The organism is Hydrogenophaga sp. RWCD_12, from assembly GCF_046604225.1.
Classification (GTDB): Bacteria; Pseudomonadota; Gammaproteobacteria; order Burkholderiales; family Burkholderiaceae_C; genus Hydrogenophaga.
Genome location: NZ_JBKIXC010000001.1, coordinates 827,579 through 846,527, shown reverse-complemented (window position 1 = coordinate 846,527; position 18,949 = coordinate 827,579). Strand labels below are relative to the sequence as shown.

Annotated in this window: 19 protein-coding genes, 1 other RNA gene and 1 riboswitch; of the genes, 8 read left to right on the top strand and 12 right to left on the bottom strand. The window is 66.9% G+C overall.

Features of this window, described 5'->3' with window-relative positions; genetic code table 11:
• Positions 1–3 precede the first annotated feature (3 nt).
• From bioB to ACLIJ1_RS04000, 9 genes are all read right to left on the bottom strand, one after another.
• A complete protein-coding gene (gene bioB, locus ACLIJ1_RS04040) occupies positions 4–1,011 on the bottom strand; it encodes a biotin synthase BioB (RefSeq protein WP_411364187.1) in 1,008 nt (335 codons plus the stop codon).
• Positions 1,012–1,135: 124 nt separating this feature from the next.
• A complete protein-coding gene (cobO, locus tag ACLIJ1_RS04035; RefSeq protein WP_411364186.1) occupies positions 1,136–1,705 on the bottom strand; it encodes a cob(I)yrinic acid a,c-diamide adenosyltransferase in 570 nt (189 codons plus the stop codon).
• Positions 1,695–2,495 carry an ABC transporter ATP-binding protein gene (locus ACLIJ1_RS04030; protein WP_411364782.1) on the bottom strand — a complete coding sequence of 267 codons (801 nt, stop codon included), beginning with the start codon at positions 2,493–2,495 and terminating at the stop codon, positions 1,695–1,697. The genes cobO and ACLIJ1_RS04030 overlap by 11 nt, the downstream gene beginning before the upstream one ends.
• A 5-nt stretch (positions 2,496–2,500) precedes the next feature.
• A complete protein-coding gene (locus ACLIJ1_RS04025; protein ID WP_411364781.1) occupies positions 2,501–3,541 on the bottom strand; it encodes a FecCD family ABC transporter permease in 1,041 nt (346 codons plus the stop codon).
• A 32-nt stretch (positions 3,542–3,573) separates the two neighbouring features.
• Positions 3,574–4,461 carry an ABC transporter substrate-binding protein gene (locus ACLIJ1_RS04020; protein ID WP_411364185.1) on the bottom strand — a complete coding sequence of 296 codons (888 nt, stop codon included), beginning with the start codon at positions 4,459–4,461 and terminating at the stop codon, positions 3,574–3,576.
• Positions 4,458–5,033 carry a bifunctional adenosylcobinamide kinase/adenosylcobinamide-phosphate guanylyltransferase gene (locus ACLIJ1_RS04015; protein WP_411364184.1) on the bottom strand — a complete coding sequence of 192 codons (576 nt, stop codon included), beginning with the start codon at positions 5,031–5,033 and terminating at the stop codon, positions 4,458–4,460. The genes ACLIJ1_RS04020 and ACLIJ1_RS04015 overlap by 4 nt, the downstream gene beginning before the upstream one ends.
• Complete coding sequence (locus ACLIJ1_RS04010; protein ID WP_411364183.1) at positions 5,026–5,847, bottom strand: ABC transporter substrate-binding protein; 822 nt, start codon at positions 5,845–5,847, stop codon at positions 5,026–5,028. The genes ACLIJ1_RS04015 and ACLIJ1_RS04010 overlap by 8 nt, the downstream gene beginning before the upstream one ends.
• Complete coding sequence (locus ACLIJ1_RS04005; protein WP_411364182.1) at positions 5,844–7,193, bottom strand: cobyrinate a,c-diamide synthase; 1,350 nt, start codon at positions 7,191–7,193, stop codon at positions 5,844–5,846. Before ACLIJ1_RS04005 ends, ACLIJ1_RS04010 begins: the two co-directional genes overlap by 4 nt.
• Positions 7,194–7,201: 8 nt before the next feature.
• Positions 7,202–9,028, bottom strand: coding sequence for a TonB-dependent receptor domain-containing protein (locus tag ACLIJ1_RS04000; RefSeq protein ID WP_411364181.1), 1,827 nt, complete (start codon positions 9,026–9,028; stop codon positions 7,202–7,204).
• 77 nt (positions 9,029–9,105) lie between these two features.
• Positions 9,106–9,360: riboswitch (cobalamin riboswitch) on the bottom strand.
• 50 nt (positions 9,361–9,410) lie between these two features.
• Between ACLIJ1_RS04000 and ACLIJ1_RS03995 the strand changes: the two genes are divergently transcribed.
• The 4 genes from ACLIJ1_RS03995 (at position 9,411) to ACLIJ1_RS03980 (ending at position 11,220) form a co-directional block, all read left to right on the top strand.
• Complete coding sequence (locus ACLIJ1_RS03995; RefSeq protein WP_411364180.1) at positions 9,411–9,641, top strand: DUF904 domain-containing protein; 231 nt, start codon at positions 9,411–9,413, stop codon at positions 9,639–9,641.
• Positions 9,638–10,021: a cell division protein ZapA gene (locus tag ACLIJ1_RS03990; protein WP_411364179.1), complete on the top strand. Its 384-nt coding sequence runs from the start codon at positions 9,638–9,640 to the stop codon at positions 10,019–10,021. Before ACLIJ1_RS03995 ends, ACLIJ1_RS03990 begins: the two co-directional genes overlap by 4 nt.
• A 69-nt stretch (positions 10,022–10,090) precedes the next feature.
• Positions 10,091–10,271: non-coding RNA, 6S RNA (gene ssrS, locus ACLIJ1_RS03985), on the top strand.
• Between the two features lie 133 nt (positions 10,272–10,404).
• On the top strand, positions 10,405–11,220 hold the full coding sequence (locus ACLIJ1_RS03980; RefSeq protein WP_411364178.1) for a sulfite exporter TauE/SafE family protein: 816 nt from the start codon (positions 10,405–10,407) through the stop codon (positions 11,218–11,220).
• Between the two features lie 20 nt (positions 11,221–11,240).
• Here the strand turns inward: ACLIJ1_RS03980 and rraA are convergent, their stop codons facing one another.
• Complete coding sequence (gene rraA, locus ACLIJ1_RS03975; protein WP_411364177.1) at positions 11,241–11,753, bottom strand: ribonuclease E activity regulator RraA; 513 nt, start codon at positions 11,751–11,753, stop codon at positions 11,241–11,243.
• Between the two features lie 268 nt (positions 11,754–12,021).
• Between rraA and ACLIJ1_RS03970 the strand changes: the two genes are divergently transcribed.
• From ACLIJ1_RS03970 to ACLIJ1_RS03955, 4 genes are all read left to right on the top strand, one after another.
• Complete coding sequence (locus ACLIJ1_RS03970; RefSeq protein WP_411364176.1) at positions 12,022–12,495, top strand: SWIB/MDM2 domain-containing protein; 474 nt, start codon at positions 12,022–12,024, stop codon at positions 12,493–12,495.
• Between the two features lie 139 nt (positions 12,496–12,634).
• Entirely contained in the window at positions 12,635–14,464 is a 1,830-nt protein-coding gene (locus ACLIJ1_RS03965; RefSeq protein ID WP_411364175.1) for an adenylate/guanylate cyclase domain-containing protein, read from the top strand.
• A gap of 15 nt (positions 14,465–14,479) precedes the next feature.
• The gene (locus ACLIJ1_RS03960) at positions 14,480–15,535 is read left to right on the top strand and encodes a phosphatase PAP2 family protein (RefSeq protein WP_411364174.1); all 1,056 of its coding nucleotides are present in this window, start codon (positions 14,480–14,482) and stop codon (positions 15,533–15,535) included.
• Positions 15,532–17,529 (top strand): hypothetical protein, encoded by a 1,998-nt coding sequence (locus tag ACLIJ1_RS03955; protein WP_411364173.1) that lies wholly within the window; start codon positions 15,532–15,534, stop codon positions 17,527–17,529. Before ACLIJ1_RS03960 ends, ACLIJ1_RS03955 begins: the two co-directional genes overlap by 4 nt.
• Positions 17,530–17,542: 13 nt before the next feature.
• Here the strand turns inward: ACLIJ1_RS03955 and ACLIJ1_RS03950 are convergent, their stop codons facing one another.
• Complete coding sequence (locus ACLIJ1_RS03950) at positions 17,543–18,193, bottom strand: Crp/Fnr family transcriptional regulator (RefSeq protein WP_411364172.1); 651 nt, start codon at positions 18,191–18,193, stop codon at positions 17,543–17,545.
• 6 nt (positions 18,194–18,199) lie between these two features.
• Positions 18,200–18,913, bottom strand: coding sequence for a helix-turn-helix transcriptional regulator (locus ACLIJ1_RS03945; RefSeq protein WP_411364171.1), 714 nt, complete (start codon positions 18,911–18,913; stop codon positions 18,200–18,202).
• Positions 18,914–18,949 lie beyond the last annotated feature (36 nt).

Genomic DNA, 18,949 nt, shown 5'->3' with positions numbered 1-18,949 from the left:
CGATCAGGCGTGTGCGCGGGTCGTGTGCATGCCCATGCGTTTCAGCAGATCCTGGTCCGCTTCCACATCCGCATTGCCGGTCACCAGCAGCTTGTCGCCATAGAAGATGGAATTGGCCCCTGCCATGAAACACAGGGCCTGGGTCGAATCGCCCATCTGCCGGCGCCCGGCCGACAGGCGCACCTTGGCTCTGGGCATGGTGATGCGGGCGACGGCGACCGTGCGCACGAACTCCAGCGGGTCGAGGTCGGGCTCGTCGGCCAGCGGCGTGCCGGGCACCTTGACCAGGTGGTTGATCGGCACCGACTCGGGGTACGGCTCGAGATTGGCCAGCTGCGCGATCAGGCCGGCGCGCCCGGCACGCGATTCACCCATGCCCACGATGCCGCCGCTGCAGACGTGGATGCCCGCCTCGCGCACATGGCCCAGCGTGTCCAGCCGGTCCTGGTAGTCGCGGGTGCTGATGACGTTGCCGTACAGCTCGGGCGCGGTGTCCAGGTTGTGGTTGTAGTAGTCCAGCCCTGCGCCTTTGAGGCGCTGCGCCTGGTCGCCGCTCAGCATGCCCAGGGTGCAGCAGGCTTCCAGGCCTTCGTCCTTGACCATCCGCACCAGTGCCTCGACCTTCTCCAGGTCGCGGTCGGTGGGCGCGCGCCAGGCCGCACCCATGCAGAAGCGCGAGGCGCCCGCCGCCTTGGCGCCCAGCACCGCTTCGCGCACGGCTTCGGGCGTCATCATCTTGGTGGCGGGCACGCCGGTTTCGTGGTGCACCGACTGCGGGCAGTAGCCGCAGTCTTCCGGGCAGCCGCCGGTCTTGATCGACAGCAGCGTCGCCAGCTCCATGTGGGTCGGGTCGTGGTGCTCGCGGTGCACGGTCTGGGCGCGATGCAGCAGTTCCGGAAAAGGCAGGTCCAGCAGGGCCTGCACGGCGGCCACAGACCAGCGGCCTTCGGTGGCCGGCGCGGCCTTGGCCGGGCGGTGCAGGGTCACGGGGGATTCAACAACATTGTTCATGGGTTGTTCGCTCCAAAAAGGTCCATCTTGATCGCCGTGTCTGGGTCAGCACACGCCGTGGAACCGGCTTTGCCGGGCCACTGGCGTGGTCCCCTGGGGGAAGACGCGAAGCGGCGCAGGGGGGTCAATCCTCAATCCCACGTTGAGCGGGGATGCCGGCGTTGAACGCATGCTTGATCTTGGTCATCTCGGTCACGGTGTCGGCCAGCTCGACAATCTCGGGCGGACAGCGGCGACCGGTCAGGCAAACGTGCACATGGCTCGGCCTTTCCCGCAGCGTCTGCAACACGCCGTCCAGCGGCAACCAGCCGTAGATCAGCGGATAGGTGATCTCGTCGAGCACGACCAGGAAATGTTCGCCACCGAGGATGGTGGCGCGCGCCTTCTCCCAGCCGTCCCGCGCGAGCTGGGCGGAGCGCTCCAGGTCCTGGCTTTTCCAGCTGAAGCCGTCGCCCAGCCCCTCGATCGGAATGCCGATCTGCTCGAACATGCGGTGCTCGCCAAAGCGCGCCGACGGCACCTTCATGAACTGGTAGATCTTCACGGCCTTGCCGCGGCCATGGGCGCGCAGCGCCAGCCCGAAGGCGGCCGTGCTCTTGCCCTTGCCGTCGCCAGTGTTGACGATCACGATGCCGCGGCGCTCGCCCTCGGCTTTGTCGTAGGGCTTCTCGGTTGGCGGGGTTTCAATCTGCATGGTTTGGTTTCTTCAAAGGGTTCATCCGCGGCAGCGCCACCCACTGTCCTTGCAGTGCGTGCACCTCGATGCGGTGGTCGAACACGGCTTCCAGCGCGCGGTGGGTCGACGCATCGGCGCAAGGCCCCTGGTGCGCGACCCGGCCTTGCGCCATCACCACCAACTCGTCGGCGTGCAGCGCCATGCCCACTTCGTGCAGCACGCTCACCACCGTCTTGCCCTGCGTCACCAGGTCCTGCACCAGCGCCAGCCAGTCGGCCTGGTGCGGCGGATCGAGGTTGGCCAGCGGCTCGTCCATCAGCAGCACCTCGGCCTCGACCGCCAGGGCGCGAGCCAGCAGCACCCGCTGGCGCTCGCCGCCCGAGAGCTGGCCGAGCGTGCGGGCGCGCCATTCCCAGGCTTGCGTGCTTTGGAGCGCACGCTGGACGGCGGCGTGATCGGCGGCGCTGGGCGGGCTGAACCAAGGCTGGTGCGGCAAGCGGCCGAGCATGGCCACATCCCACACCGTCAGGTCGTCGGCGCTGGTTTCGTTCTGCCCCAGCCAGGCCAGCTGCTGCGCACGCAGCCGGTGCGGCCAGTCGGCCAGCGGCCGGCCCATCAGCTTGACACCGCCGCTGTGCGGCAACAGCCCCGCGAGCGTCTTGAGCAAGGTCGACTTGCCGGCACCGTTGGGACCGACGATGCTGGTCCAGCGCGCCATCGACAGCGACAGGTTCACGCCGTGCAGGATCTCGGCATCGCCCAGGCGCGCGGTCAGGTCGCGCGCATCGATGGCAGGAAACTGGGCCACCGCGTTCACAGCCCGGCTCCCCGCGACACGCGCGTGTTGCGCTGCATCAGCCACAGCAGATAGCCCCCGCCCAGCACCGCCGTGAGCACGCCCACCGGCAACTCCTGCGGCGCGATCAGCCAGCGCGCCAGCGTGTCGGCCGCCATGAGCAGCACGCCGCCCATGCAGCTGGCCAGCAGCATCAGCCGGGCGCTGGTGGTCTTGACCAGCGAACGCACCAGGTGCGGCGCGGCCAAGCCCACGAAAGCAATGAGTCCGGTCTGCGCGACCGCGGTGCCGGTGGCCAGCGCCAACACACCCACCAGCGCCGCGCGCATCGGGCCTAGCGGCAGGCCCAGGCTGCGAGCCGTGGCGTCACCCAGGCTCAGCCCGTCGAGCACGCGCGCAAACAGCCAGGCCGCCAGTGCACACAGCACCCACACACCCGCCATCAGGAGGCAGGCCGTCCAGCCCACAAAGCTGGTCGAGCCCAGCATGAAGGCCTGCATGGCCTGCAGCGATTCGGGCGAAAACACCAGCACCAGATGCGTCAGGGCGGCCAGCACCACGCCCACCACCACGCCTGCCAGCAGCAAGCGCAGCGTGTGCTGCACACCGCGCGACAGTGCCAGCGTCAGCAGCACCGCCAACACCGCGCCAACGAAAGCCGCTCCGGTCAGGCCCAGCCGCACCAGCGCACTGCCCGAGAATACGCTGACGGCAGCGCCATTCATCATGCTGCCGCCGAGCATGCCCGCGCCGCCGCCCATGGCAGCCAGCGCCAGCGCCACGCCCAGCGAGGCACCCGAAGCGCTGCCGAGCAGGAACGGATCGGCCAGCGGGTTGCGGAACAGCCCCTGCGCCACCGCGCCGGCAAGACCCAGCAAGGCACCTGCACCCCAGGCACCCAGCGTGCGCGGCAGGCGGATCTCCCACACGATCTGTTGCGCCATCGCGGTGGCCGATGGATCGGCCTGCCGGTTCAGCAGCGGGCCGATCAGGTTCTCGAAACCGGCGCTGCCCACGCAGACACCCAGCGCGGCCAGAACCAGCGCGACCAGCAACATGCCGGCCACCAGCCAGGACGCGCGGCGAGCGTTCACGGCCGTGCCCCCGGAGCCTTCTGGGTCAGGCAGCGCGCCATGATGCGCGCGCCTTCGGCCATGCGTGGGCCCGGACGCACCAGGGTGTCGGACTCGGCCACCGGGAACACGCACACCCGCTGCTCTCGGATCGCGCGCATGCCCGCCCAGCCGGGCCGCTGTGCCATGCCCTCCACGTTGCGCAGGCCGACCATGATCAGGTCCGGGTTGGCGCGCACGATGAATTCGGGATTGAGTTTGGGGAACGGCCCGAGCGCAGCCGGCACAATGTTCTTCGCCCCGAGGCGGGTCAGGGTCTCGCCGATGAACGAACTCTCACCGGCAGCGTACGGTCCCTGGTTCACCTCGAAATACACCCGCGCGCCACGGGCGTTGGCCGGGATGGACTGCGCCGCGGCCATGACGGCGGCGTCGATGGCGCGCCAGATCTTCTGAGCGTCGGGCACTTCCAGCAGCTGTCCGATCTTGAGCATCACGCGCTGCACGTCGGCATGCGTCTTCGGCTCCAGCGCCACCACCTTCAGGCCCAGCGCGCGCAAGCGCTCGCCAGAACGCGATGAGGTCGCCATCAGCACCACGTCGGGCCGCAACGCGACGATGGCTTCGATGTTCGGGTCCAGCCCGCCCCCCACCTGCGGCAGCTTCTTCAGGCTTTCCGGAAAGTCGGAGTAGCGGTCAACCCCCACCAGCCGCGCACATTGACCCAGCTCGCACACCGTCTCGGCCAGCGACGGCAGCAGGCTGACGATGCGCTGCGGTGAGCGCTCGAAATTCACCGCCACGCCGGCGTCGTCGGTGATCTGCAGGGCTGCCTGCGCGGGCGCGCACAACACGGCCAGGGCCGCCAGGGCCAGGCCCGCAAAGGTGTTGCGCATCGTGTTCATGTCACGTCCTTAAAAGTGAGTGGCAAGCCGGCCGCCATCAGCGTCACGCGCTGGCAGGATCCCGCCACTTGCTGGTTCAGCCGGCCCAGCGCGTCCACGAAGGCGCGCACATCGCTCCCCATCGGGATCACGCCCAGGCCAATCTCGTTGCCCACCAGCACCACCGGCCCAGGCGCGGCCGCGATGGCTTTGCAAAGGGCCTCGCCGTATGCGATCACGGCGGCTTCGTCCCGTGCCTGCGCCGTGTCGGCCGGCATCATCAGATTGGTCAGCCACAGCGTCAGGCAGTCGACCACGATCAAGGTGCTTGTGTCGCTGTGCTTCCGCAAGGCATCGGCCAGCGCCAGTGGCTCTTCCACGGTCGCCATGCCGGGCACACGCAGCGCACGGTCGGCCTGGTGGCGCGCAATGCGCTCGCGCATCTCGCCGTCCCAGGCCTGGCCAGTCGCCATCATCACGGCGCGATGCTGAGGTGAAAGCTCCAGCCACCGGCGCGCCAGCAGTTCTGCACGGCGCGACTTGCCGCTGCGCTGACCGCCAAGGATGAATTCGCTGCGCACCAGATCAGCCATGGACCACCATCCACTGCTTCACGATGCGGTGCATGTGCTCCACCCCGTCGGTCAATGCCGCCGGGCCAGGCTGCAGGATGTCGGCCGACTTGATCTCGAACAGCTGGCCGTTCTTCACAGCGGGCACGTCCTGCCAGCCAGCGCGCGCAGCCACTTTCTCGGCACGGAACTTCTTGCCGCACCAGGACCCGATCACGATGTCGGGCGCGCGCGCCACGATCTCCGCACCGTCCGCGATGATGCGGTGCTTGCCCAGCGACTGCACCGCGAGTTCGGGAAACACATCGTCGCCCCCCGCGATGCCCAGCAGCTCCGACACCCAGCGGATGCCGCTGATGTGCGGCTCGTCCCACTCTTCAAAAAACACCTTGGGACGGCGCTTGCCCGAAGCCACCAGCGCGGCCACTTCGGCACGGATCGCGTCCAGCCGCCGGCGCAGCACCGCGATGCGCGCCAGCCCGTCGTCGGCACAACCGACCATGGCGGCCACCTGGTAGAGCATGGAAAAAATCCCCTCCACGCTGCGCTGGTTGAACACCGTCACCTGCACGCCCGCGCGGATCAATGCCGCCGCAATGTCGGCCTGCAGGTCCGAGAAACCGAACACGCAGTCCGGCTGCAGTTCCAGGATCTTGTCGATCTTCGCGCTGAGGAATGCACTGACCTTGGGCTTCTCGTCGCGCGCCCGACGCGGCCGCACGGTGTAGCCGCTGATGCCGACGATGCGCGCCTCCTGCCCCAGCAGGTAGAGCCACTCGGTCGTCTCCTCGGTCAGGCAGACGATGCGTTGAGGTCCGGGCAGCAGGGTGCTCATGCGGCCTCCGGCAGAAGCAGTCGTGCTGTCGCGTCTGGGTTCGACGCGAACCAGGCGTGGAAGTAGCTGGCCCGCACCGATCCCTGGCCGTAGACGGCCTCGGGCCGGCCGAACTTGCTGCCCGGCACCGTCTGGGCCACCGGCGCCAGCGGCGAGGTGGTCAGCGAGAAGTGGAAAGTGTGGCCGCGCAGCTCACCCGACGCCGTGTCCCACTGCTGCGGACCGAGGGCGGCCAGGCGCGGCTGCATCGCCACCTCACCCGGCAGCAGGCCCCACATCGGCACGCGCGCGCCATCGGCCAGTGTCAGTCCGTCGAACAGCGGCATCATGCCCCCGCACTCGGCCCAGACCGGCTTGCCCGCCGCGATGTGCGCGGTCAGCGAGGCGCGGCAACGGATGCCATCCACCAGCGCGGATGCATGCAGTTCGGGGTAGCCACCCGGCAGCCAGACCGCATCGCAGTCGGGCACCGCCTCGTCCGCCACCGGCGAGAAAAACACCAGCTTCGCACCGAGCGCGCGCAGCACATCGAGGTTGGCTGGGTAGATGAAGCAGAACGCCGCATCGCGGGCGACCGCGACGGTGCGCCCCTGCAGCAACGGCGCCACCGGGCGCTCGGCTTGCGCGTGAAACGGCACCGCCCAGCGCTGCCAGCCCGCGGCAACGAGTTGCCCGAGCGGCGTGGACGCCAAGGCATCGGCCAGCGCATCCAGCCGCGCCATGGCATCGGGCAACTCGGACGCCACCGTCAGGCCCAGGTGCCGTTCGGGCAGCGAGAAGGCTGCGTCGCGGTGCAGCGCACCGAGCCAGCCGGCGTCGATGCCCACGGGCTCCGCGCCCAAGTCGTCCTGGAGCACCGACGCCTGCAGCATCTTCTCGTGCCCTGCACTGGCCACGCGGTTGGCCAGCACACCCGCCCAGGGCAGACCCGGGCGGTAGTGGCGCAGACCATGCACCAGCGCGCCAAAGGTGCCGGCCATGGAACCGGCATCGATCACCGCCAGCACTGGAATGCCCAGCTTCACCGCCAGGTCCGCCGCACTCGGCTCACCATCGAACAGACCCATCACCCCTTCAATCAGGATCAGGTCGCTGTTGGTGGCCGCCTCGTGCAACCGGGCGCGGATGTCGGCCTCGCCGTTGAGCCAGAGGTCCAGGTTGTGCACCGGCTGGCCGCTGGCGAGCTGGTGCCAGTGCGGGTCCAGGAAATCCGGCCCGCACTTGAACACGCGCACCCGCCGACCTTGCCGCGCCAGCAGACGCGCAAGCGCTGCCGTGACGGTGGTCTTGCCCTGGCCGGAGGCCGGGGCAGCGATCAGCAGGGCGGGGCAGGTTGACGTCATCATGACCCGGCTCAGCGCGGCGTCCAGCTCAGGCCGAGGTAGAACGTGCGGCCGGCGGTGGCGTAGCCCAGCACCGACTCGTAGTCCTTGTCGGTGGCGTTGTCCACCCGCGCCAGCAGGCGCCAGTCGCGCGCAATGTCGGTGCTGGCCGTGAGGTTCAGCAGCGTATAGCCGGACAGGGCCTTCTTGTTGGCCGCGTCGTCGTAGCGCTGGCCGGTGTGCTGCACTTCACCGCCGATGCGCCAGCCGCCCACCGGCATGTCGGCAGTCAGCGTGGCCTGGGTCTTGGCGCGGCGCGCCAGCAGCAGACCGGTGTCGGCGTTCTTCGGACGCATCAGGTCCAGCGACGCGCCAACATTGACATCGCCCAGCTTCGATCCGCCCGCCAGCGTCACGCCGGTGTAGGTCGCGCGGCCCGTGTTGCCGTAACAACCTGCGAAGTCACCCACGCCGTTGACACAGCTGCCGGCGCCGGACACATAGTTGATGAGGTCCTTGACCCGGTTGCGGTAGACCACCACCGATGCACGGCTCACGCCTTCCTGCCAGCGCAGGCCGGCCTCGACGTTGCGCGCGGTCTCGGCCTTGAGGTCGGGTGTGCCGTAGATGCTGAAGCGCTGGAACAACGTCGGCGCGCGGAAGGCCGTGCCCGCCGAGGCGGTGAGCTGCAGGCTCTTGGACAGCGCATAGCCGTAGGCCAGGGAGCCGGTGTTGTTGACGCCGAACTCGCTGTCGTCGTCGCGGCGCAGGTTGGCCTGCAGCGTGTGGTCGCCGGCGCGCAGGCCGTAGCCGACCGCCAGCGCGTTCTGGTGGCGGTCGGTGTTCTGGGGCGTCGTGCTGGCGTTCTCGAGACGGTCCTCGCGGCGCTCCAGGTCGACCGTCAGGCGACCGGGGCCGACGCGCAGTTCGTTGCGCAGCAGCCAGCTGTCGACCTGGGTCTCGGTGAGATAGGTAGAGGGAGAGGTTTCGTAGCGCTCAGTGCCACGGGTGAAGCCCACGCGGGTGCTCCAGTCGTCGCTCCAGTGACCGTTCCAGTTCAGGCCCACGGTCTGCAGGTGGCTCTTGGTCTGGTCGTCCTTGCCGGCCACAAAACCGTCGTAGCCCGCCTTCTGGCGGTTATCCAGCAGCGTGGCTTCCAGCTTCTGGTCAGGGGTCAGTTTCCATCCGAGGCGTCCGGAGAACGACTCGTTGCGGTAGCCGTCCTTGTCGGGGTTGCCGGTGGGTTTGGCGTTGAACCCATCGCTGCGCTCGGCGCCGAGGCCGAACGCGTAGTCGACCGCGCCCTCCCCGCCGCGCAGCGAGGCGTTCACCTCACGGGTGTTGTGCGAGCCGATGCCCACGCGCACCGACGGGAAGAAACCGGTCTCGCCCTGGCGCGTGAAGATCTGCACCACGCCACCGATGGCGTCGGAGCCATAGACCGCCGCGGCCGGGCCGCGCAGCACCTCGATGCGGTCGACCTGGGACAGCGGGATCGCGTTCCAGCTGGCGCCGCCGGTCGACTGCGAGTCGATGCGCACGCCGTCGACGAAGACCGCGGTGAAGCGGTTTTCGCCGCCACGCAGGTAGATGTTGGTGGTCGACGCTGGGCCGCCGTTGCGGTTGATGGTCACGCCGGGCAGACGTTCGAGCACGTCGGCCACGGAGGCTGCGCCCAGACGATCGATCGCCAGGCGGTCGACCAGCGTCACGTCGGCGACAACGTCGGTGATGGGCAACTCGGAGCGGGTGGCGCTGACCACGACGACGGTCGGGGATTTCTGGGCCCAGGCGGCCACGGACAAGGTGCAGGCGAGCGGGAGCACGGCAAGGCGTGCATTGAAAACGCGTGAAGACATGTGAGAAGAACAGACAGAAGATTGCCCTCGCCGTCTTCCCCGACAGCGCATGGGCGTCACGGTGACGGCTCCGAGGAACGTGTCACCACCGTGTTGGCCGGTATCCGGGCTGGCAGAACAACTCTCATCGCCTTCCCGGGGCCGGAAAACCGGACTCCCAGTGGCTGCGGGATGAAAGCGGGGACGCAAGGCCTGCTGGCCGTGTTTCCCGTCTGCTTACCGTTGCGGGGGCAGCGCAGGTTAGGTCGGTCCGGTGTGGACTTTCCCTCCTGCTTCCCGTTGAACTGCGGCATGCGAACCACACCGCGAGCACCAACGGCGGGCATTGTAAGCCCGGGGGCCTTGCGGCAACCCTACAATGGCTCACTTACCTGTTGTCACCATGGCCGATCCCAAGCATCTTGAACTGATCGCCGAGCGCGTTGAGCGACTGCTCCTGCGCCATGAAGAACTTCAGCGCACCAATGCCTTGCTGCTGGACCAGGTGTCCGCGCTCAAAACCGAGCGCGATTCGCTCAAGTCCCGGCTGAACGCCGCCCGCTCGCGCATCGATGCCCTGCTCGACCGGTTGCCCGCCGGCAACGAGGCGGAGACGCCGAAAGACTCCCGATGAACAAACAGGTCGCCAAACAGATCGAGGTCCAGATCATGGGCCAGAGCTACCTTCTGTCGTGCCCGCCCGGCGGCGAGTCGTCCCTGCTGGACGCTGTCGAGCGCGTGGACACGGCCATGTGCCGCATCCGCGATGCCGGCAAGGTCAAGGCCCGTGACCGCATCGCCGTGCTGGCTTCGCTGAACCTCGCTTTCGAACTCTCTCAGAAGGAAGCCCAGAGCCTGGTGGTGCCGTCGTTTGCTACCTCCGAGCCCTCAACGCTGGCCGAACCATCTGCAACCGCCGCACTGGAAGCCGATGACCCGCAGGCACAGGCGCGTGTCGACGATCTGGTTCGGCGGCTGGACCAGGCGCTGGGCAGCGACGGCCAGCTGATCTGAGCTTCGGACTGGCGTCGGAAAATTTTCCGACGGACGCACCGGCACTGGCGCCCCACGGGCCTACAATTTCGCTGTCTGCAGTGCGCGCCGGGCTTTATATTTCCTTGAACCAATGCTCATTGAGCCCGGGCTTGGTACATAACGTGGTTGGTGTGAGCGTCTCGCGTCAGATGAACCCGAAGCCCCGTTGCCCTCGCCCACCTGAACCCCCGGTTCAGGATGACGGTCCGGCGGCATCTGCAGACACCTAATTCCCCACTCCCCCCTGCGCCGCTTCGCGGCTTCCCCCCTCTCCTGCGGGAAGGGGGACGTGGCCTGTGGACCGGCGGAGCCGGGTCCACGGCCACCCTCGTCTGGGCACCTTCTCCGAATGGGTTGCTGGCATGTCCCTTGAACCGCTGCTGATCGTTGAATTCGCCCTGTTGGGGCTGTGCTCCGGCTTTCTGGCGGGGCTGCTGGGCATTGGCGGCGGGATGGTGATGGTGCCGTTCATCAGCGCGATCCTTTCGCACCGTGGTGTGTCCGACGGGCTGGCGGTGAAGATGGCCATCGCGACGTCGATGGCGACCATCGTGTTCACCTCAATCTCCAGCGTGCGTGCGCACCACCAACGCGGTGCCGTGCGCTGGGACATCGTGCGGCGCCTGGCGCCCGGCATCGTGATCGGTGCAGCCATCGCCAGCCTGGGCGTGTTCGCCCTGCTCAAGGGTGGCTCGCTGGCGCTGTTGTTTGCCCTCTTTGTCGGGTTTTCGGCCACGCAGATGCTGTTGGACAAGAAGCCGCAAGCCTCACGCACGCTGCCCGGCCCCGCCGGGCAAGTGGGCGCGGGGACCGTGATCGGCTTCCTCTCCGGGCTGGTCGGCGCCGGCGGCGGCTTCATCAGCGTGCCCTTCATGACCTGGTGCAATGTGGCAATCCACAACGCCGTCGCCACCAGCGCGGCGCTCGGATTTCCGATCGCACTGGCAAATGCGATTGGATATGTGATCGCGGGGCAGAACGTGTCCGACCTGCCGGCGGGCTCCGTCGGCTATGTCTTTCTGCCGGCGCTCGCGGTGATCGGCGCGGCGAGTGTGCTGATGGCGCCCCTCGGCGCAAAGGCTGCCCACGCACTGCCGGTGAAGTCGCTCAAGCGTGCTTTCGCCGGTGTGCTCTATCTGCTGGCCGCCTACATGCTCTACAAAGGTCTGACGGCCTGAGCTGTTTGGCTGACGCTGGCTCAGCCAATCTGGTGCAACGGACGGTCGGCGATCACAGTGCCATCTTCGTCGGCGTAGAGCCACTCACCGGGTCGCACCGTCACGCCCTGGATGCGCACGACAACATCGCGCAGCCCCTGGTTGCGGCGGTCCGTGGGCAGCGGCATCGAAGCGAGTGCGCGGATGCCCGTCTCGCACACGGCCAGCTCGGCGACATCGCGCACGCAGCCATCAACGAGCACGCCGGCCCATCCATTGCGCGCAGCAGCTGCGCCGAGGTTGCCGCCCAGCAGCGCGCGCCGCAATGAAGCGCCACCGTCCACCAACAGCACCCTCCCCTCGCCAGGGCTCTCGACAGCGGCCTTGACCACCGTGTTGTCGTCCAGGCACTGCACCGTCACCACAGGGCCTGCAAAGCGGCGGTGAGCGCCGAAATCACGGAACACCGGAGGCAGAACCCGGAACGCGCCGGAGGTGTCGCCCTTGTGGGCATCGCACAGGTCGCAGGTGGCGAAATCAGGCGTGGAAGTCATCTCGTTTCACTCGCAAAAGGACAGGTTGGACACAGGTTTTTCGCAGACGAAATTGGATCATGCAGCGGGCCTGTGTTCACCAGCGACGCCCTGCAGGCGCATCGAGTGTTGTTTTCGGGGCCAATGTCGGCCGTTTTCCCTATGAAAACACGCAAAAAAACCGCGCCTCCACCTTGGAAGGAAGAAACATCTCCATTAGCATCCGAGACACCAGTGAGAGAGCGCGTTCTCCTCTGGTGTCATTCCACTTCTAGAAGGAAAACCCATCATGGCAACTGCAAAGAAAGCTCCTGCGAAGAAAGCCGCTCCGGCCAAGAAGGCTGCAGCTCCCGCGAAGAAGGCCGCTGCTCCCGCGAAGAAGGCCGCTGCGCCCGCGAAGAAGGCTGCTCCGGCCAAGAAGGCTGCTGCTCCTGCGAAGAAGGCTGCACCCGCCAAGAAGGCCGCTGCTCCCGCGAAGAAGGCTGCTCCCGCGAAGAAGGCCCCTGCAAAGAAGCGCACCCCCAACGCTGCCTTCATGAAGGCCATGACCCCCAGCGCCGCTCTGGCTGCGATCGTCGGCAACAACCCGCTGCCGCGCACCGAAGTGACCAAGAAGGTCTGGGAATACATCAAGAAGAACAAGCTGCAGGACGCGGTCAACAAGCGCATGATCAACGCCGACGCCAAGCTGAAGGAAATCTTCAAGAAGGCCCAGGCTTCGATGTTCGAAATGACCAAGATGATCAACGAACACCTGAAGTGATCGTCGGTCCGCAGGGACACGGCGTGTCCCTCGCCCCAGAAGAGCCGGCCACCCCGGCTCTTTTTTTTCGCCGTTTTTCCACTGCCCCGGAGAAAAGGCAAATGTGAGAAACTGAAACAGCACTTCCCCCGTTCGAGGTATGACACGCCAGCCGACCCCCATCACCATTGGCTCTTCCGGCGAGCCGGCACAACCACCGGTTGTGCCTTCGTTGCCCTTGCAGCACAACAAGGTGGTTCTGGTGATGGATCTGGTGGAGTCCGTGAGGCTGATGGCCTCGAACGAAGTGTCGGTGGTGCTGCAGTGGCACAGCTTCCTGCAGCACGCGCGCGACGATGTGCTGCCCAGCCACGGCGGTCGTCTGGTCAAGAGCCTGGGTGACGGCATCCTCGCGGAATTCGACGACGCGGTGCCCGCGGCCAGGGCGGCGCTGAAGCTGCACCGTTACTTCGATACCGAAAACCTGCGGCGCGACGACGACCACAAGCTGTGGCTGCGGGCCGGGATCAATGCGACGCACCTGTACGTGGACCAGAATGACGTTTTCGGCCACGGCGTGAATCTGGCGGCCCGCGTGGCGGGGCTGGCCGGCCCCGGCGAGACCGTGATCACAGCCGATGTGCATGACGCGCTGGTCGACGGCGTGGACGCCGACATGCAGGACATGGGCGAGAGCTACCTCAAGCACTGGCCCGAACCGGTCCGCACATGGACGCTGTCTCCGCCCTCCGGAACCGGGTTTCTCTTCAGGCCAGCGGCCCCGACCAAGCCCGATGACTTCAGGGCGACCATCGCCGTTCTGCCGTTCGTGTCCCGTGGCAATGCCGCCGAACATTTCGTCATCGGCGAATTGCTGGCGGATGGCGTGATCGTGCAACTCTCGCGCAGCCATCAGTTGCGCGTGATCTCCCGGCTCTCGACCTCGGTCCTGCGGGGACGGGAAGATGCGAACCAGACCGCCAGCCAGCAGCTGGACGCCAACTTCGTGCTGTCCGGCAGCTACGTGGCCCATGGCGACCGCGTGCTGGTGACGGCAGAACTGTGCGATACCCGTCACCACGAGGTCGTCTGGGCAGACCGCATCACCGGCAATGTGACAGACGTGCTCCAACAGGAGAGCGAACTGATCAACACACTGGCGTCCACCTGTGCCGACCAGTTGTTGCATTCAGAGGTGCAACGCACCCTGACCCAGGCCCTGCCCCGGCTGGACAGCAGTGCCCTGATGCTGGGCGCCATCAACCTGATGCACCGATCCACCCGCCGCGATCTCGAGCGCAGCCAGCAACTGCTGGAGGCCCTGGTGGACCGGCACAAGCGCTCGGTGGCTCCCTGGGCCTGGCTGGCCAAGTGGCACATCATGCAGGTGGTCCAAGGCATGGCACCCGACCCCAATGCTTCTTTCCAGCGCGCGATCGATATCGCGGATCGTGCGCTGGACATGACCCCCGACAGCGCCCTTGCGCTGTCGGTCAAGGGTCATGCCATGTGCCATCTGGGCAAAGACATTCAGGGCTCCCACCACTTGCTTCTCGAGGCCACCCACAGCAACCCCAACGACCCGATGGGGTGGCTGTACAGCAGTGTCTGGTCAACGATGTGGGGCTCACCGGAACAATCGGTGATTGAAGCCCAGAGTGCGCTCCAGCTGTCGCCACTGGATCCGCAGAAGTACTACTTTGAAATGATGCTGGGCAACTGCTATCTGGCGCTGGGCAAGATGGAGGATGCGGTGGTCATGTGCGAGGCTTCCTTGCGCAAGAACCGCTTCCATCTTCCGACCATTCGCGCGCTCCTCGTCTCCCAATACGAGCTGGGTCGCACGGATGACGCCAAGGCCACCTTTGACTTGCTGCGGGCAATGCAGCCCGAACTTACCGTCAGTCGCTACCTGGCTTCGGCAGGAATCAGCCAGGCCAGGTTGCGAACTGCCAAGGCAATGGAAGCCCTTGGCCTTCCGAAATCCTGATCCAAAGGAGATGACATGAGCGGTGGAGTCAGTGGTGGTGTGAGCGGTGGAGTCAGTGGTGGCGTCAGCGGCGGTGTCAGCAGTGGGGGCCTAGTCTCTTCCGATGCGCTGAACCTCAGCCGATCTGCGATAGCCGGACCATTCGCCGGCGCGGTTCTGCACCCGTCTGTGCCGGGGTTTGACCAGAGTCTGAACCTGCGCCTCTGGGCCGACGGCCCACGGATGACCACCTGCTTCGAAGAAATGATCGAGGGTCTCTCCGTCACCGCGTCTGCGAGCACCAGACAGGCCGACCTGAAGTTCGCCAACCTCGGCGCGACGACGATCAAGAACCGGACACTGGTGCAGCTACAGGGTCCGTCGAAGAATCTCCTCAAGCAACAACTGGATCTGGTCGCAGCCTATGCCGACCTGCGCAATGACCGCGCGGCCGAAGTGCTGGACCAGCTGACCGCTCCCGTCGGCTACTGGTCGGCCGTGCTGGGCCTGTCGGCCCACCGCCACAAGAAGACGCTCCAGCTGATAGAGATCGCTCTGGGCCTCTGCGTGCATGTCGAGATGCGGTTCAAACACATCTTTGCCGCCTTGCGACCGGTGGAGCTGTCGCCGCAGATCCAGCCCATGATTCCCACGCCAGGACACGGCAGCTGGCCCAGCGGCCATGCCACCGAAGCGTTTGCGGTGGCTACTTCGCTGGAGGCGTTCATGGACCACGCCCGCCCCGGCAAGAACGACGGACAGAACAGCCGGACCCAGCTGCAGCGGCTGGCGGCGCGCATCGCGGTCAACCGCACGGTGGCCGGCGTGCACTATCCGGTGGACAGCGCGGTTGGCCGCCTGCTGGGCACCAGCCTCGGCGAGTTTTTCGTGGCCCGTGCCACCAGCGGCAGCGTCCGGTTGCGTGGCTTTGACAGCGACAAATTCGTTGAATCGGATGGTGCCCCCAAGGACTTCAGGCTCAGCGACCCCATGGACGCAGGCGCCTACAGCGTGGGCGGCCCGGCGATCCCGTTGCCCAAGGCCGACACGCTGGGCTGGCTGTGGCAGGAGGCCCTGAAGGAGTGGTCATGAGCGGGGGACTCACCCCCCAGCCCTGGCTGCCACTGCCCAAAGGCGAGGTCACCGGCACGGACTGGTCCTTGCCCGGCAGCATCGAAGGCGCCGACCCGTACCTGGCGTGGGCGGAAGCCGACCGCTTCGAAGGCTACCGGCTGGGAGAAGGCAGGGCGGCCCAGCCGAAGTGGCTGCCGGTGGCGATCGAACTGCACCAGGGGTATGGCGTGCAGGACTTGCTGCAGGCGGCCGACGAGAAGTGGCTGCAGATGCCCAAGGCCTACCTGCTGCTGGCGGGACTGCGCTTTTGCACCGCCCGCGTCAAGAGGGGGTTTTTTGCGCAGTTGCGCAAGCGTTCGGACCTGGCCCGCATCGTCCGGCGGTTCGAGCTGGGCCTTCCTGTCGAAGAACACACCGGCCCCCTGAAGGACCCGGCGTGCCCCGGCGACACGGCGGCCACTGTCGCACAGCGGGTGGGCGGCAAGGTGATGGGCATCATCGACGGTGGCCTGGCGATGGCACATGCCGCGTTTCTGGGTCCCCAGGGTCAGCCGCGGGTGCGGTACTTCTGGCGGCAGGACGAATTCGACGGCCCGTACGGACCGGGCCTGGGACGCCGCCTTCACAGCCGCCTGACCGACCACCGCGCGGGCCCGACACCAGCGGAAATGGGCTACGGCCATGAGTTGACGGCGGCCGACATCCGTTCGGCGATGACCCGCTTCACGCTGAACGGCTCGGTCGACGAAGACGATCTCTACGAGCACCTCCAGTGCTGGGACCTCAAGCACCCGGTCAACCACGGTACGGTGGTGGCCAGTCTGGCGGCTGGTCCCTGGCTGACCACCTCCCGCATGAGCAGCGGCGCCCAGACTCCGGAAATGCACCCGGCCGGCGACGCAGCCAGCCAGGCGCCGCTGATCGCGGTGCAGCTGGACTGGTCGAACGTCGTCGACACCTCGGGTGGAGCGATGAACGTCAGCGTGCTGGATGCCCTGATGTACATCCTGAACCGCGTGACCGACGACGCCCAGGTGGTCGTCAACATCAGCTGGGGCACACTGGCCGGCCCGCACGACGGCACCTCGGTCCTGGAAGCGGCCATCGACCACCTGATCTCCCTGCGCGGCGCCGAACGGCTGCAGGTTTTCATTCCCGCGGGCAACGGTTACCAGGACCGCACGCATGCGAACCAGACGTTGCTTCCAGGCGGCGCCCCCGCCGAGCTGCACTGGCACGTGCAGCCAGACGACCGGACCCAGAGCTTTCTGGAGCTCTGGCTCGGCGATCCGGAACTGCCAGAGGAAGTACTGCAGGATGTCAGCATCGAAGTCACCCTGCCTGGCGGACAGGTGCTTGAGCCGTTGACGATCGGCCATGCCGGTTGCTGGCCGTCGGCATCCGCCCCGCGGCTTGCCTTGATCTTTCCCAGGAAAACTGCTCTGGGGCGCAACGGCACCTGCGCCCTGCTCGCGCTGTGCCCGACTGCCTCGAACGATCCGGCGGACCGGCTGGTACCTGCCGGCGTGTGGCGCGTGAAGGTCCGCAACGGGGGATTCCATCCGGTGGTGTTGGACGCCTATGTGGAGCGCGACGACGTGGCGCTGGGCACGCACACCGGAGCCAGGCAGTCCTACTTCCTCGATGCGATGTACGACACGAGCGGCAACATCGACAGCTTTGTCGATGACCCCGGCCTTCCAACACCGATTCGCCGCAGCGGAGTCTTCAACAGCATCGGTACCGGCCAGAAACCGATGGTCACCGGTGGTGTCCGGTTTGCGACCAGTGCCTTCGATCCGGCGGCAAGCTACAGCCCGAGGCTGCCCGATCCCGACGCCTCACGGCAGCCCCAGCGCGTTGGTGTCAAGAAGATCCCCAATACGCTGGCCGTCAGCGACGAAAGCGCAGCGCTGTGGGGGGTGCTGGGGGCTGGAAGCCGCAGCGGCGGCGTGGTGCGGCTCTACGGCACCAGTTGTGCTTCGCCACAGACCGCCCGCAAGAACTTCTGAAGATGCTGATCGCTCACCAGCGCGCTGGCAGAGGCTTGAGCAGCCAGATCCAGCGCTCGCGCACGGCGATGTAGCCGCCGGTTTCTAGGTCTTTGAGCAGCCGGCTCACCATCTCGCGCGAACAGGCCAGGTGTTGGGCGAAGGCCTGGTGGGTCAGACGTTCGGTGAGCTGGCGGTGGCCCGACCCGTCGGGTTCGCCGGCCAGCTGGTTGAGCAGCAGCACCAGGCGGCCATACACGTCGATCAGGGCAACATTGCCCGCACTTTCGGTGGCCAGCCGGGCGCGACGGATCAGGCGGGACATCAGTTCCAGAGCAAATTCGGGATGGGCCGCGATGTAGCCCAGCAGGGTCGCCCGGGTGATCACCGAGCAGGTGGTCGGTCCGACCGTCTCGACATTGGCCGAGCGGGGCCCACCGTCCAGCGACATCTCGCCCACATAGTCCAGCAGACCGTAGAACCCGAGGGTGAGTTCCTTGCCGCTGCCGTCGCCCAGGAACGCCCGCAACCGCCCCTGCAGCACGATGTAGATCGAGTCGCCGGTTTCCCCCTCCTGAATCAGCAGCGCACCGTTGCGGTAGTGGCGCTGCACCCCCAGTGCCGCGAGTGACCTGACATGGGCAGAAGGCTGGTCATCGGCAGACGGCAGGGGAACGTGTGGCATCCAGGCTCAGGGTTGTAGAAACTCCCGTGGATTGTGCGGCACGCCGGAGAAGGCACGCAAGGCGGGCACCACGGGCGGCAGGCTGTGCACCCGCTGCATCAGGGCACGGATGCTGCCACAGCCAGTCTTTTCCCGCAGCGCCTTGATCTGGCTGCGCACGGTCGACTCGGCCACGCCGTGGTCGCGCGCGATGTCGGGAATCGACAGACCGCGGCACAGCGCCAGCAGCACCGACTCTTCGCTCGGGCTGAGGTTCTGCGAGCGGGCATACATGCGCAGCGCCAGGTTGTCGCAGGCGTTCTTGCGCGAGAGCAGCACCAGCACGTTCGGCGAATCGAACTCCAGAGGGTGGTTCAGCGGCACGAAGGCCACCGACAGCTCGTGGTCGCCCTGCTTGAGCAGCAGCAGGCGGCGCTGCCCGCGCAGTGCTTGCTCCAGTGCGACCTGGATCTGTGTCGTGATGTCGGTGGAATGCCCGAGCAGCGAGCGGGCGTGGGTCATGATCACCCGGCCGGTCGACATTTCGTGGCGCGCCAGGTGGTTGGCGTGGCGGATGCGGCCCTGGGCGTCGATCACGAGCAGGCCGTAGTCAACCTCATCGAGCACCCGCAGGAGGATGGCCTGGCCAAGATGGTCCTGGGCCTGGGCCAATGGATCAGCGTGGAAGAACAGGTCTCGGGCGTTGCGTTCGACCGGCTGGCGTTCGGTGGTGGTTTCCATGGCGCTTTCCTCGTTGGTTGCGATGGGGAAAGCTTA

Excerpts from the sequence above, each read along its gene's own strand:
- bioB (WP_411364187.1), bottom strand. The coding sequence starts at position 1,011 with ATGAACAATGTTGTTGAATCCCCCGTGACCCTGCACCGCCCGGCCAAG.
- cobO (WP_411364186.1), bottom strand. The coding sequence starts at position 1,705 with ATGCAGATTGAAACCCCGCCAACCGAGAAGCCCTACGACAAAGCCGAG.
- ACLIJ1_RS04025 (WP_411364781.1), bottom strand. The coding sequence starts at position 3,541 with ATGTTGCTGGTCGCGCTGGTTCTGGCCGCGCTGGGTGTCTGCGTGGGC.
- ACLIJ1_RS04020 (WP_411364185.1), bottom strand. The coding sequence starts at position 4,461 with ATGAACACGATGCGCAACACCTTTGCGGGCCTGGCCCTGGCGGCCCTG.
- ACLIJ1_RS04015 (WP_411364184.1), bottom strand. The coding sequence starts at position 5,033 with ATGGCTGATCTGGTGCGCAGCGAATTCATCCTTGGCGGTCAGCGCAGC.
- ACLIJ1_RS04010 (WP_411364183.1), bottom strand. The coding sequence starts at position 5,847 with ATGAGCACCCTGCTGCCCGGACCTCAACGCATCGTCTGCCTGACCGAG.
- ACLIJ1_RS04005 (WP_411364182.1), bottom strand. The coding sequence starts at position 7,193 with ATGATGACGTCAACCTGCCCCGCCCTGCTGATCGCTGCCCCGGCCTCC.
- ACLIJ1_RS04000 (WP_411364181.1), bottom strand. The coding sequence starts at position 9,028 with ATGTCTTCACGCGTTTTCAATGCACGCCTTGCCGTGCTCCCGCTCGCC.
- ACLIJ1_RS03995 (WP_411364180.1), top strand. The coding sequence starts at position 9,411 with ATGGCCGATCCCAAGCATCTTGAACTGATCGCCGAGCGCGTTGAGCGA.
- ACLIJ1_RS03990 (WP_411364179.1), top strand. The coding sequence starts at position 9,638 with ATGAACAAACAGGTCGCCAAACAGATCGAGGTCCAGATCATGGGCCAG.
- ACLIJ1_RS03980 (WP_411364178.1), top strand. The coding sequence starts at position 10,405 with ATGTCCCTTGAACCGCTGCTGATCGTTGAATTCGCCCTGTTGGGGCTG.
- rraA (WP_411364177.1), bottom strand. The coding sequence starts at position 11,753 with ATGACTTCCACGCCTGATTTCGCCACCTGCGACCTGTGCGATGCCCAC.
- ACLIJ1_RS03970 (WP_411364176.1), top strand. The coding sequence starts at position 12,022 with ATGGCAACTGCAAAGAAAGCTCCTGCGAAGAAAGCCGCTCCGGCCAAG.
- ACLIJ1_RS03965 (WP_411364175.1), top strand. The coding sequence starts at position 12,635 with ATGACACGCCAGCCGACCCCCATCACCATTGGCTCTTCCGGCGAGCCG.
- ACLIJ1_RS03960 (WP_411364174.1), top strand. The coding sequence starts at position 14,480 with ATGAGCGGTGGAGTCAGTGGTGGTGTGAGCGGTGGAGTCAGTGGTGGC.
- ACLIJ1_RS03955 (WP_411364173.1), top strand. The coding sequence starts at position 15,532 with ATGAGCGGGGGACTCACCCCCCAGCCCTGGCTGCCACTGCCCAAAGGC.
- ACLIJ1_RS03950 (WP_411364172.1), bottom strand. The coding sequence starts at position 18,193 with ATGCCACACGTTCCCCTGCCGTCTGCCGATGACCAGCCTTCTGCCCAT.
- ACLIJ1_RS03945 (WP_411364171.1), bottom strand. The coding sequence starts at position 18,913 with ATGGAAACCACCACCGAACGCCAGCCGGTCGAACGCAACGCCCGAGAC.